General features: G+C 57.1%; 7 protein-coding genes. All 7 read right to left on the reverse strand.

Features of this window, described 5'->3' with window-relative positions; all coding sequences use genetic code 11:
- Window positions 1-39: 39 nt before the first annotated feature.
- Window positions 40-1,851: a cache domain-containing sensor histidine kinase gene (locus ACFO3S_RS21275; protein ID WP_378100194.1), complete on the reverse strand. Its 1,812-nt coding sequence runs from the start codon at window positions 1,849-1,851 to the stop codon at window positions 40-42.
- The gene (locus ACFO3S_RS21280; RefSeq protein ID WP_378100297.1) at window positions 1,848-3,452 is read right to left on the reverse strand and encodes a helix-turn-helix domain-containing protein; all 1,605 of its coding nucleotides are present in this window, start codon (window positions 3,450-3,452) and stop codon (window positions 1,848-1,850) included. The genes ACFO3S_RS21275 and ACFO3S_RS21280 overlap by 4 nt, the downstream gene beginning before the upstream one ends.
- Before the next feature lie 236 nt (window positions 3,453-3,688).
- Window positions 3,689-5,635, reverse strand: coding sequence for an ABC transporter substrate-binding protein (locus ACFO3S_RS21285; RefSeq protein WP_378100196.1), 1,947 nt, complete (start codon window positions 5,633-5,635; stop codon window positions 3,689-3,691).
- 462 nt (window positions 5,636-6,097) lie between these two features.
- Complete coding sequence (locus tag ACFO3S_RS21290) at window positions 6,098-10,189, reverse strand: fibronectin type III domain-containing protein (protein ID WP_378100198.1); 4,092 nt, start codon at window positions 10,187-10,189, stop codon at window positions 6,098-6,100.
- A 117-nt stretch (window positions 10,190-10,306) separates the two neighbouring features.
- On the reverse strand, window positions 10,307-11,842 hold the full coding sequence (locus ACFO3S_RS21295) for an ABC transporter substrate-binding protein (RefSeq protein WP_378100200.1): 1,536 nt from the start codon (window positions 11,840-11,842) through the stop codon (window positions 10,307-10,309).
- 102 nt (window positions 11,843-11,944) lie between these two features.
- Window positions 11,945-12,850 (reverse strand): carbohydrate ABC transporter permease, encoded by a 906-nt coding sequence (locus ACFO3S_RS21300; protein ID WP_378100202.1) that lies wholly within the window; start codon window positions 12,848-12,850, stop codon window positions 11,945-11,947.
- A 15-nt stretch (window positions 12,851-12,865) separates the two neighbouring features.
- The gene (locus tag ACFO3S_RS21305; RefSeq protein WP_378100204.1) at window positions 12,866-13,783 is read right to left on the reverse strand and encodes an ABC transporter permease subunit; all 918 of its coding nucleotides are present in this window, start codon (window positions 13,781-13,783) and stop codon (window positions 12,866-12,868) included.
- Window positions 13,784-13,785: the final 2 nt, after the last annotated feature.

Genomic DNA, 13,785 nt, shown 5'->3' on the forward strand with positions numbered 1-13,785 from the left:
CCCTTCCTCTCCTTATGAACCGAAACCCGCAGCGAGTCCTCATCCATGCTGCCTGGGGAGCCGAACCCGCACTTCCGTACCCTTTCCTCGACTGACCAGGCTCACGCCGTACGGTTCGTTGCCGTAGTTCAGCTTGATCCGCTTGTTCACGTTGTAAAGCCCGATGCCATGACCGTCCCCCTTCAGGTCGGCGTGCTCCTCGCCGCTGCGCAGCCGCTCGTTCAGCCGCTTCAGCCGTTCCGGGTCGATTCCGTCACCCGAATCCATAACCGAGATGATCGCATCGCCGTCCTCCTCGCTCACGCGGACTAGAATGTTGAGCTCGCTGCCTTCCTTCTGCTTGTCGGAAGCGACGCAGTTCTCGATGAGCGGCTGCAGGATGAACCTGGGGATCATCAGATCCAAGTCGTTCTCGTCGACATGAATCGTAAATTTGACATGATCGTTGAAACGCCAATTGATGATTTTGATATAGTTATCGAGGTAGGTTAGCTCGTCCCGCAGCGTGCAGGAGGCTTCCTTGCTCGCGAAGGCGGGGCGAAGAATATTCCCGAGCGCCACCACGCTGTTCTCGATCGGCTCCGCCTTAAAGCTGACGGCCATCCAACGAATCATATTGAGCGTGTTGTACAGAAAATGCGGATTAATCTGATTTCGCAGCGTCTCTATCTCCAACAGCCGCCGTTTCTCCTGAATATCGTTATTGTTCCGAATCAACTCGACAATGCTCAGCGACATCTCGTTAAATCGTCGAATGACCATGCCGAATTCGTTGTTCGGGATCTTCGCATAGGTGATGCCCAGCTCCCCCCGGCTCATGTCTTTCATCTTGTGTGCAAGAATGCGCAGCGGCCGGACCATACGTTGGAGCCAGAAATACGAGATCACGAGCATCACGATCAAGCTGGAGCAAATCACGCCCCCCAGCAGCAGCTGCGCCGACCGGATCTGCGCCGAATAATAGCCGAGCGGAATCTCCTTGATCATGTGCCAGTCCGTCTGATGCAATCGATAATACACGATCTGCACGGACGAGTCGCTCTGCCCGAAATCCAGGCTTCCGTAACCATTCGTAACAGCCGAGAGTTCGTAGGCGCTCCTGGCTCCGATATCATGCGGTTGGCTGCTCGATATGACGATGCCATGCTCATCGACGATATACATTTTGCCGTCGTCCGCGTCCATCGAGGTTGAATAAATAGAGGATAAATACCGCTCGTCCACGTTCATGATCAGCACTGCGCTTGTTGAGGATTCATAGATCGGCCGGACTCCCCGCGCCATGCTGATGACCGTCTCGCCGGCTGAGTCGGACAAGTAGGGATTATACACCGTTTTGCGAATCCCGCCTTGGACTACCATTTCCGGAAATGACCGACGCGCGCCCACGAACAGGCTTGAAGCCAGAAATTCCCTCTGCCACTCTTGCGTCCAATGGGCAAGCGTCGTGTGATCATCGCCCCCCACCGCACCGCTCGCCTCTCCGACAATATAGATCGAATCGATGAAATCGTAGCTTCTCGCATAGGATTCGATCGTTGACAGCACGGCCTGCTTTAATGCCAGAAACTCGCTTACGCCCAAATCCGGCGTGTAAGCAATAAATCGCTGAACGTTAGCGTCCGCGAGAAACAACTTGGACAACGAATCGACATCTCGCGCAAGTCCGTCCACATGATGATCGAGCTGCTGAAATTGTTGAAGCAGCAGACGCTCGTTGCTGTCTTTGAAAACGTTCAACATAAAGGAATAGATAAAGTACGATGCGCCAGAAAGCACGATCAAGCTGATCATCATATAGTAGAGAATCAGCTGCGTGCCAAGCCGCTGAATCCTTCCTCTGATCCTCATGACCCGCCCCTGTCTTCTGCCAACGCCTTTCTGCGGTATTCATTGGGCCCCAATCCCGTCATCTTTTTGAATACCTTGCTGAAGTACGTATACTCCGGCGAGAAGCCGACTTTCACCGCAATGTCATACGACTTCATCCGGGTTTGACTCAGCAGTTCCTTAGCCCGCTCGATTCGGTATTGCGTCAAATATTCCACGAAGGTTATGTCCAGCTCTTTCTTGAACAGATGGCTTAAGTAGCCCAAGCTCAGATTGACATGGTCGGCCACCTGCTGAAGGCTGATTTCCTCGTGATAATGATCCTTCATATATTGGATCGCTTTCGAAATGACCGATTTTACCGTTATCGTCATTCTGGATCGCTCCACGATGCGACAGACGAATTCGTGTGTCTGTTCCAACAGCTCGGGAATGGTTTCGCATTGATTCAATACGTCCGTCATTTGCAGCAGCAGCGATTTCTCGCGCTCCGGATGTCCGTAGACTGTTGCGCATACCCATTGAACGAACGAATACAGCACGACAAGAACGGCCTTCCTGCCTCCCGGCAAAGCCGCGTTCAGACGTTCGATATAATCGTCGAATTCCTTTTCTTTGGAAGGAGTGAGCAGTTGGCGAAGCGAAGCGGCGTCGCGAAGGGTCTCCATATGGGGCAGAGCCCGGCTGAAATCTAGGGGGTCTTCGAGCCTGTGGCAGAAGCCCGGGCCGGTCGCGATCTTTTTGTCCAGCGCCCTCAAGGATTCAAAGTACAGTTTGCGAAGTGTCCTGTATCCGCTTTGCACGCTGCTGATGCCGAATGACACCGACGAGCCGTAGCAGGAACGGATCGCTTCTTGAATCGAGCTCGTGCACGCGTTGATTTCTTGCCGGATCCCCTGCTCGGATAAGAGGTCTTCGAAGCTGAGCAGGATCAGGTAACGCGTCTCGTCCAAATAGATGACTTCGCCGCGGAAGCTCGCAGCGATCTCCTGGAGAATGTTGAGCAGCGTCAATTTGATGAGATGGCCTTGCTCGTCGCGGAACCGCTCTTGGAGCAAGGCGTATCGATCCACTTCCATCGTGCAGACCGCCATCCGAACCGGCGACAGCCGAAACCCGCATTGGACGGCGAACTTCTCGAACTCCTCGGCAGAGTAAATCCCGTAGAACAGGAAATCCTTCACGTACCTTTCCTTGATGAGCTCCAGGTTCGCGGGAATCCACGGGCCTTGCGGCAGAGCCGTTCTCCTCGAGTCCAGCTCTGCCTTCACCCCCTCGAGCACCGAGCCGATCTCGTCTTTGGCCATGGTCAGCTTCAGAATATAGTTGGACACGCCAAGCGACATCGCTTTGCGAACCAATTCGAATTCCTCAAGGCAGGACAGTACGACGATTCTCGTATTTTTGTTTTGTTCCCGTACCCTCACGATCAGCTCCATTCCGTCCATCTCCGGCATTCGGATATCGGTTATGATCAGGTCGGGAAATCCTTCCCGTTCGCAGTAATTCCAAGCCTCCCTCCCGTTCGTCAGATCCGCTGCGACCTCCATTTGATACGCTGCCCAATTGACAGAATTGAGCAAGCCCATCCGTACGAGCATCTCGTCCTCTACGAGGATCACCTTGTACAAAGTGGATCCCTCCTCGTCTGAAAGCGTATACAATATTCTGATGACTTCCATCGTTCGGATTCCGTGTACGAATACAGACTAATTATAGTATAGAGCTTCGCCGAGACTAGGATATATCCCATTTTTAATATCATTGCTCAATTTCAACCATTTTCCGCAATCGAGAAGGCCTCTCTTGAGCGAGAGACCTTCAAGGAAGGAACGATCGGCGCCGCTACTGGTTGCTGCTACTTGTTGCTATTTTCGAACGCCGCGACAATCTCCTGAATGCCGTGCAGATTGGCTTGAGGCGAGAAGCTGAACAGATGCCACTCCCTCCCGCCGTTGTCCAGGCCGACCGGAAACACATGATTGTTTTTAAACGCCTTCATGTTTTGAAATACAGGATGATTCATCAGCTCGTCGAACGCCTTGCGAGACTCTTCCTCCTCATCGAACAGCTGCAGCAAGATGTAATCCGGATCAAATTCCGGTATTTTTTCCATCGACACCACCAGCTGGGACTCTTCCTGCAAATCGCCGTTCGGCGGCTGCAATCCCAATTCATGATATAAAATTTGAGCTCGTCCATTTTTCATGCCGATCACTTGATAATCTTTACCTTTCACCTGCAGCATCATGACAGTTTGGCTGCCGACGATCTCTTGCAGCCGCTGTCTGGCCGCCGATACCGCCGCATCATACTCGGCCAGCACTCGATCGGCCTCCTCTTGCTTGTTCAGAACCTCCGCCATCATCGGCAAGGTGGATCGCCAATCCGTATCCTCCAATACGACTGTCGGCGCAATCTTGTTCAGGGAGTCGAACGATTCACGGGCAGCCCAACTGGAAGCCACGATCAAATCGGGATTCGCGCTCAGCATCACCTCGAAAGGCAGCTCGATGCCGCCGCCAAGCTTGATTACATCCTGAAAATCGGCCGCCAAATAAGAAGGAAAATCCTCATTATTGTTCTGCGCGGCTACCGGCTTCACCCCCAAAGCATGCAGCAGCTCGCGATACTCGATCGGTACGCCGATGATTCGTTCAGGTTTTACGGGAATCTCAATTTCGCCATTTATCGTGGATACGATGCGCGTTGCTCCTTCGGTGGAAGCGGCAAGCGACGACACGGCCGGCGACGCGTCGCCTGCGTTCGAGGGGCCGCTCCCGGCGCATGCGCCCGTCAGCAATGCGAGACATAACAATAAGGTCGACACGGATAGCGTTGCATTTTTGTTCAAGTAGGTTTCCCTCTTTCTTTCCATGAAATGATTTTGATAATCATTATCATTATAGGGAGAAGAAAAATGCTCAACAATATCCGAATCGGAACGAACGATTGGCCATTTCGGAAGCGGTTTTCCTTCCAGCCACCTCTGCCTGAACAGTCCCGGAGACAGTCCAATATGTTTCTTGAACACTTTATGCAGCGTGAAGGCATGAACATACCCGATGCGCGTTGCGATTTCCTGCAGAGACACCTCCGTATCGCACAGATATTGCACCGCTTTCGTCAAGCGAATACGGGTGAGCACCTGAATCGGGCTTGCCTGCAGCTGCTGCTGGAACCGTTTGGCCAAGTGACGGGAGCTGCAGGACAGCCGATTGGCAAGCTGATCCAGCGAGATCGGTTCCTGAATGTGGTCGCACATGTAGCGAATGGCCTGTTCCACGAGATTGGGCTCGAGCGTATCGTGCGGCTGTTGTTGCAATTGCGCCATCCATTCATGCACAAGCGACAGAAACATCGACTTGACATGGAATCGGGCGAGCGGCGTGCCGGCCTGCCATTCCTCCAGCATCGTTCTTACTTTGCTGTAAGTGTCCAGCGGGTAGCGAGGAATTAAAGCATAGGATAGCCGAAAAGGGTTCTCCAAATCGGGAACCCGAAATCTCCGATAATGGTCGCTCAGCGTTAACCATGCCCGGTACAAAATCAGACCCAATTCCAGCGGCTCCTCGATGCGAATCGTGAGGGTTGCCCCCTTCGCCCCATGAAAAACTTGCAGAGGCCGCAGCGTGTACTTGTTGTGCAGCAATCGGGCATCTCCCTTGCCGCGCATGACAACCACGTATGCCGAAGCGGGAAACTTGTAGCTATATTCGGCTTGCACCGTATCGACGACCACGTGCCGGACATCCAGAATATGGATCGATGCCCGATTCCACAGCTCAATCTGCTGCTCTACCATTGCGGATTGCCCTCCCGACGAACCGATCTGTCCGTGACTTGCCTCCAGCTTATCAAGTCTATCCTTCTACATCAAGCTCATCTTCCCATCCTTCCCATGAATCCGTTACAGTAGAGAGCGTCCATGCGAGTACCGTTCGCGCACTTCATAAATATCCGATCTACAGCTATACCTTAATTAAAAGTCATTTCTCTGCAAGTTCCGCGACCAGCGTTCCATCATCTTCAAAGGATAAATAAAATTTGACCGATCATCCCGATAGCGCTATACCGACTCCCTGACGGACCGCCATGGTCGTTGCTTCCAAGTCAACTATCTGATTGGCGTCGCCCATGGTGGGCGACGTAAGGAAAGAAGCCGCTCGCGGGAGCGGCTTCTTCCTTGTGTCCGATACTCAGTCGATGTCGTCCGTCAGGATGAAGAGAGGTCTCCTGCTGACGTTGACGGTTCCTTCCCCGCCGATTAAGGCGTAACCGTCACGTTATCGAACGTCGACGCGTTCAGGACGGCGTTGTTCTTGCTCAGGACGGCCAAGCCGACGTAGACGTTCGTACCCATCGCGACCGTCTCGCTGCCGATCGTTGTCCAGGTCGACCCGTCGGCCGATATGGAGCCGGCAATCGTGTCGCCGCTGCGCACCAACCGAACCCAATAAGGCGCGCTGGCCGTATCCAGGTAATAGTTCGTGGCGCCGTCCGTCGAAGCGCGCCACAGCATTTGCGCTTCCCCGCCGGGGGTCACGTTCATGATCGCGTGCCGGGAACCGGCCGTCAGCGATTCGCGGATCATGACCCCCGCCTTCGCATTGGTGTCCGTATTCTGGACCGAGGCGACGCGGGCGATGATCTCGCCGTCTCCGCTCATCGGCTGGTACAGGTAGTGGAAGCTGTCGGCCGCCCCGAAGATGTCGATGCCCGCCCCGTTCACCGTATACGTGCCGCTCGCGTGGGACGCGCTCCCCGCTGCGCCGACGCTGCCGATATCCTGCGTCTGCCACGGGCTCGGCAGCGGGTTCGTCGTGACGTTCACCGCGTTGCTGGCCGTCGATTCGTTGTTTGCCGCGTCGCGCGCTTTGACCGTGAAGCTGTACGTAGTGTTCGGCGCCAGGTCGGTCGCCGTGAACTCGGTCGTCGAACCGTTCGTCGAACCGGCCAGCGTCGAGTCCCGGTACACGTCGTAGCCGGTCACGTCGACATTGTCGGTCGACGCCGTCCAGGACAAGCTGACCGTCGTGTCCGTCTTCGCCGTCATCGCCAGATCCGCCGGCGCGGTCGGCGCCTCCGTATCCGACGGTCCGCCGCTGCCGGTGACGCTCACGTTGTCGAACGTCGACGTGTTAAGCGCCGCGTTGTTCTTGCTGAGCACCGCCAAGCCGGCATAGACGTTCGTGCCCATCGCGACCGTCGCGCTGCCTACTTCCGTCCAGGACGTGCCGTTCGGCGAGATCGACGCGGTCATCGTGCTGCCGCTGCGAACGAGCTTGACCCAATACGGAGCGGATGCCGAGCCGAGCGCGTACGAGGTGGCGCCGTTCGTCGTATCGCGCCACAGCAGCTGCGCTTCCCCGCCGGGCGTCAAGTTGATCGTCGCGTGCTTGGAACCTGCCGCCAGCGCTTCTCGGATCATGACGCCGGCCTTCGCGTTGCTGTCCGTGTTCTGCACCGAGGCGACCCGGGCGACGATCTCGCCGTCGCCGCTGAGCGGCTGGTACACGTAGCGGAAGCTGTCGGCCGTCCCGAAGATGTCGGCTCCCGCCCCGTTCACGGTGAACGCGCCGCCTGCATACGCGGCGCTGCCTGCGACGCCGACGCTGCCGACGTCCTGCGTCAGCCACGGGCTCGGAAGCGCGGCGGCCGCATCCGTCGTCACGTTCACCGCGTTGCTCGCCGCCGACTCGTTGTTCGCCGCGTCGCGCGCCTTGACCGTGAACGTATAGGCGGTGCTCGGCGACAGTCCGGTCGCCGTGAACGTCGTCCCGGTCGACGAACCGGCCAGCGTTGCGCCTCGATACACGTCATAACCCGTCACACCGACGTTGTCGGTCGACGCCGTCCAGGACAAGCTGACCGTCGTATCCGTCTTCGCCGTCATCGCCAGATTCGTCGGCGCGGAAGGCGCCTGCGTATCCGAAGGGGATGCCGTCGTTTGAATGAGGCCGAAGTCGTCCCCGTAGGAGTAGCCCGAACCGGTCGACGACTTGTAAATATACACTTGCGCGCTCGTGCTCGAAGGCCCGGTCGTGAAATTCACTTCCAGCCGCTGGTAGCTGGTCGCGTCGGAATAGGCGCTCATCTCGCTGCCCCCGTAGTTGGACACGCCGATGTTGACGGCTTCTCCGCCGTCATTATACACCCACCCGACGAACCGGTAGCCCGTATTTGGCGTAAGACCGGTAATCGTCTGGGACACGCCGTCTACCCCTCCGCCGATGCGCAGCTTGTTGAACAAGCCGCGTTTCTCCCAAGCGGGAGACTGAGCGACGCCGACTGTCGTCCCGGTGGACGATCCCGTCCAGTGGTCCATCCCGTGCTCGAAGCCGCCGTTCTTCAGCAAGTTCATCCCCGGCGTGCTGACCGTCGCGAACGTCGCATTCGCCGGCGGATTCGCGAAGTTGTGGCCGGCCGTCCAGTCCGCGCCGCCGTATTCGTAGGCGCCCGCATCCGGGGCCGACCCGCTGAAGCTGCCGGTAATGCCGTTAATGACCGTGCCCGCGTTGATCGCCGACGACCCGGCCGCCAGCCGGTAATTGCGTGCCGCGGCGTTTACGAAGGTCAGGCCGCTGGTCGTCAGAATATTGTTGCCCTGAACCATGTCGCTCGTGAAATCGTCCCTGTTGCCGATCAGAATGTTGTTGAACATCCGGGTGCCGTACAATTCGTCGTGATACAGATCTTCGCCCCAATAATCGAAGCTGTAGCCGCCGGGCTTCATGTCGACGACGGTATTGTTGTAGACGAGCCTGAAGTTGCCCGGCGTATTCATCGCGATGCCCGTGTTGCCGGCATAGATGACGTTATGGTGCAGAATGGCGTTCGAGGTGAAATTGTCGAGATACAGGTTGAAGCCCGAAGGCGTGTTCTCGTACGGCGTTCCTTCCGCGCCATAGGCGAGATTGTCGTGGATGAGGTTATGATGGATAACGCTGTTGCCCAGATCCGCGCCATAGCTGTAGATCATCCCGCCGTCCCGGGACAGCCACATCCCGTTGTAGATGTTGTTGTACTGCACGTTTAAGGTGCCTTTGCTGCCCGGCTTCCAATAGATGCTTGCCCGGCCCGAGTCCCGGATCGTGTTGTGGCTGATCAGGTTCTGCTCGCCGCCGTCGAACGAGATCAGGGACGTGTAAGACGCCATATAGTTGCCTTCGGAAATCTCGTTGTTGACGATCCGGTTATTGTCGCCGTTGATCCGGATCAGCGTGCCCGTCGAATGGAAGATGGTGCTGTTCTTGATTTCGTTGTTGTCCCCGGAGATCGCGATGCCGCCGCTGTCCTGGTGAACGGGGTACCAGTCCTCCATATAGTCGGAAAAGTACAAGTACGATGCGTGAATGCGATCCAGCACGTTGTTGTGAGCGTTGCTCATCTTGATGTTCGCGGCGAACGTCCGGATTCCTTCCAGATGGATATGCGATTTGTTGCTCAGATCGAACGCCGTCAGCCGCTGCTTGACCTCGACGCCGGTCGGCGACCCGCCGCCGGGCGCCCACAAGTAGATGCGGCCGGCCGCAGAATCGATGAACCATTCGTTCGGACTGTCCAAGGCGCCCTTGATGCCGGACAAGTAGTACGTGTCTCCGGGCACGGGCTGCAAATAATCAGGCAGATTCGAGGTGAAGCTGAACGTCTTCGTCGCCGAGTTGTAGCTGTTCACGACGCCGGTCTGGGCCATGAAGGCATGTCCGCCGCGCACCCATACGGTGGCGCCGTTCCAGAAGCCGTTCGGCTGCGTCAACGCCTGGTCGACGATCGTCTGGCCGTTCGTTCCGGCATCGGCGAACGCCATATTGTCCTTCAGATCCTGGAACGTGTAGGCGCTGTCCAGGTTCGGCCACCTCGCCTCCCACATCAGGGATACGGAGGAACCGTTAACGACGAACACCTGGTTCTGATGCCCCCGCGCATCCGGCCGGTTCGGCTCCGCTGCGCCCAAGCTGGAAGGGAGATTGGCGTAGTAGATGTTGGACGTCCCTTCGCGGGTCCACCCGGTGACCGGCTCGGTGCCGCTTACGACGACGGTCGCGCCGGCTTCCGCCTGGAACTTGATCGGCTGCCCGCTCGTGCCGCTGTTCGCCGGGGTGACCGTCTCCCGGTACGTGCCGGAGCGGATGACGACCGTATCGCCCGCTTGCGCGACGTTCGCCGCGCGCTGGATCGTCCGGAACGGAGCGCCGCTCGTTCCCGCATTGGCGTCGTTCCCGTTCGTCGCCACGTAATACGTCGTCGGCGCAGCGCCCGCCGGCATGGCGGGTATGGACGACAGCAGCAGCATCACCGCCAGCGCCATTCCGGCCATCGACCGCAGCTTCCACTTCGATTTCGACTTCGTCTTCATCATTCATTCCTCCCATATGCTATTTTTTATAGTGAGCCGCAGGCGAACCCGGACTGCCGGTTCGCAGTACCCGGTCCACCTGCAAGCGGTCACCCGACTTTTAGTCGTTCATGCCCCCTACTTTTTTCCGTTTGCCTCCAGCCATTCGTCCAGCTGTTTCTGCTTCTCGGCTGCGATGCGGTCGGCGCCGGCCTTCAACTGCTTGTCGAGATAGGTCGGCAGTATTTTCTCCGGATCGACCGTGCCGCTGTCCAGGCCCGGGCTGTACTCTTCGTTGACCGCCTCGACGTTGGCCAGCTCCGTCTTCACCGGATCGGTGTTAAAGATGAAGCCGTAATACGGGGACACGATCGCCTCGTCGTTCACTTTCTTCGTCTGTTCGTACTTGTCCGCAGGCGTCCCTTCCATCAGGTAGCCGTTCATCGTATTGCCGAATACCCAGTCCGACCCGATCGTATAGCCGGCTTCCGGATTCACCTTGATGAACTCGCCGTCCAGCTTCGTGTAGTGCTTGCCTTCCAGACCGTAGCTGAGCAGGTTGTATACTTCCTTGTCGGTGTTCACGAGCTCCAGGAACATCATGGCGCGCTCCGGATTTTTGGACGTCCGGCTGATCGCGTTCATCGTGCTGGCGGACCCGGTGAAGTACGGCTGCGACAGCGGAATCATAATGACGTCGTGGCCGCCGGTCCGGTTTTTGAAGTCCGTCTCCGAGCCCGGCTTGCCCGTATAATCGTACCAAGCCGCGACGTCGCCTTTGCTGATGACGGCGGTGATGTCGCCGGCCGTCGCCGCGTCCTTGTTGATCAGATCCTGCGTATACCAGGAGCGCATCAGCGTCACGTACTGCTTGTATTCTTCCGACTGGACGCTGGTGATGACCTGATGGTTCGGATCGTTCTGCTTGACGGAGATGAACGGATCGTATCCCCACAGCAATTCGTCGTACCAGCTCTGCGCGATGCCGAACGGAACGATGTCCGGCTCGCCCGCTTTCACCTGTTTCAGGAACGGCTCCAAATCCTCCGGCTTTTTGATCGTGGACGGATCCAGATTGTATTTGTCCGCGAACCGCTTCTGAATGACGAAGCTCGGCTGTCTCGCGGCGATCTGGTAGCCCGGCACGCCGTAGATTTGCCCGTCGAGCTTCACGTCGTTCCAGAACTTCTCCGGCATAATGTCGAACAGCTTCTTGCCGTGGCTCTCCAGCAGCTCGTTCAGCGGCTGGAACACGCCCTTCTTCTGGTTCGGCACCCACTCGAACAGCCAGGTGGCGGTCCAGATAATGTCGATCGCTTCGTTCGCCGCGACGATCGTGTTAAGCTTCGTCGCATAGTTGTCGTAGATGACCGGCTGCAGCTTGATCGTCGCGTTGATTCTCTCCTGCGTAATTTTGTTGAGCGCGTCGTTCACCGCCTGCAAGTCGGCCGGCACCGGCGCTTGCGGGTAATACCAGATCAGCTCGACCGGCTCCAGCTCCTCGCTGCCGGACGCGGTCCCGGATGCGGACGCCCCGCTTGACGCGGGCGGCGTACTGCCCGCCTGCGACTCGCTCGCCGCCGGCGATTCGGAGCTGCATCCCGCCAACGCCATCGCCAAGACGATACTTAGCGCAAGCAGACCTCTCAACCTGTGGGTCTTCCCGTTTCTCATCGTGCCAGAATCCTCCCCTGTACATAATGGAAAAACAGTGATGCTATGCATACCGGATCGGGAGGAGCGCTCGCTCCCGGTCCAGGTAGACATCGTCGTCAATTAGCTCTTGATCGCGCCGATCGTCAAGCCTTTCACGAAGAACCGTTGGAAGAACGGGAACACGAGCAGCATCGGTCCCGCGGACAGGACAACGACAGCGAATTTCACCGACATCTTCGGCAGCTGCGACGTATTGATCGTAATCATCGCACGCATGAACTCGGGCCGCGACGTAATGAAGTCGATCGAGCTGAGCGTATTGACCAGCAGCAGCTGCAGCGGCATCAGGTTGCTGTCGTTAATGAACAGCATCGCGTTGAACCATTCGTTCCAATAACCGAACAGAATGAACAGGCCGAGCGTTGCCAGCGCGGGCTTGGAGAGCGGCAGAATGATCTGCGCGTAGATCCGCCACTCCCTTCCGCCGTCGATCTTCGCCGATTCGATGATCTCTGTCGGAATTTTCGCCAGGAAGCTCTTCATAATCAGCACGTTGAACGGGCTGAGCAAGCCCGGGACGATCATCGCCCAGATCGTGTCCTTCAATTGAAGCCACTGCGTCATCAAAATATAGAACGGAACGAGACCGCCGCTGAACAGCATCGTGAAAAACACATAGAACGACGTCACCCGGTGATAAGCGTAATCCCTTCTCGACAGCGCGTATCCCAGCGACGAAGTGAGCAGCAGGCTGAGCGTCGTGCCGATGGCGCACACCGCGATCGTCACCCCGTAGGCGCGGAGGATGACGTCCGGCGTTTTCAGGAAATAATCGTACGCAAGGGTGCTGAACCGTTCCGGCCAGAGCCGGAAGCCGTCTTGCAGGATAGACTGCTCGTCCGTGAACGAGATGACGATCACCATGACGAACGGCAGCAGCATCGCGACAGTAAGCAGAATGAAGAACAGATGGATAAGCAACGGAGACCATACGAACTTCTTACCCGTCGTTGTCGTCGCCCGCAAAGTATAGTCCCCCCTCTAGTACAGCGAGTGTTCCTCGTTGATTTTGCGCACCGCGTAATTGGCGAGCACAACTGTCACGAGACCGACGATCGATTGGTACAAGCCGACGGCCGACGCCATGCCGACATCGCCGACCTTGCTGAGCGCCCGGTACACGTACGTATCGATCACGTCCGTCGTCGCGTACGTCATCCCGCTGTTGTTCGGGATGAAATAATGAAGGCCGAAGTCGCCGCGGAAGATGTTGCCGAGCCCCAGGATGAACAGGATGATGATCAACGAAGTCAAGTGCGGGAGCGTAATCTTGACGATCATCTGCAGCTTCGAAGCGCCGTCGATCTTCGCGGCCTCGTACATCTCGCCGTCGATGCCGAGAATGCCCGCGTAATAGACCATGGCGGACAAGCCGATGCTCTTCCACAGATGGACGGCGACCAGAATATACGGCCAATGGACGGCGCTGAAATACCATTCCTTCGGCTCCATCCCGAACGCGCTCAGCCATTCGTTCAAGTAGCCGTTCTCATGGTCGAGGAACGCCAGCGCGATGTAGCCGACGACGACCCACGACAGGAAGAAGGGCAGGATGAGCGCAGTCTGATAGATTTTTAGCCATTTCTTCGCGATCTCGTTCAGCAGAATCGCCAGCGCCAGGGCGCACAGCGTCGTCAGCGCCAGGTAGCCCAGGTTGTACAGCACCGTGTTGCGCGTAATGCGGTAAGCGGTGTCGCTGACGAACAGAAACTCGAAGTTTTTCCAGCCGATCCACTCGCTCCCGAACATCCCTTTGTCGTACTGGTAGTTTTTGAACGCAATAATAATGCCGAACATCGGGACGTAAGCCATGATGAAAATGTAGAGCATCGAGGGGAACGACAGCGTGAACAGTTCAGCGTTCTTCTTGAACGTGCGCAGCGTTCGATTCTTTTTCAACC

Source organism: Cohnella hongkongensis (assembly GCF_042654645.1).
GTDB lineage: Bacteria > Bacillota > Bacilli > Paenibacillales > Paenibacillaceae > Cohnella > Cohnella hongkongensis.

Excerpts from the sequence above, each read along its gene's own strand:
- ACFO3S_RS21290 (WP_378100198.1), bottom strand. The coding sequence starts at position 10,189 with ATGAAGACGAAGTCGAAATCGAAGTGGAAGCTGCGGTCGATGGCCGGA.
- ACFO3S_RS21275 (WP_378100194.1), bottom strand. The coding sequence starts at position 1,851 with ATGAGGATCAGAGGAAGGATTCAGCGGCTTGGCACGCAGCTGATTCTC.
- ACFO3S_RS21285 (WP_378100196.1), bottom strand. The coding sequence starts at position 5,635 with ATGGTAGAGCAGCAGATTGAGCTGTGGAATCGGGCATCGATCCATATT.
- ACFO3S_RS21295 (WP_378100200.1), bottom strand. The coding sequence starts at position 11,842 with ATGAGAAACGGGAAGACCCACAGGTTGAGAGGTCTGCTTGCGCTAAGT.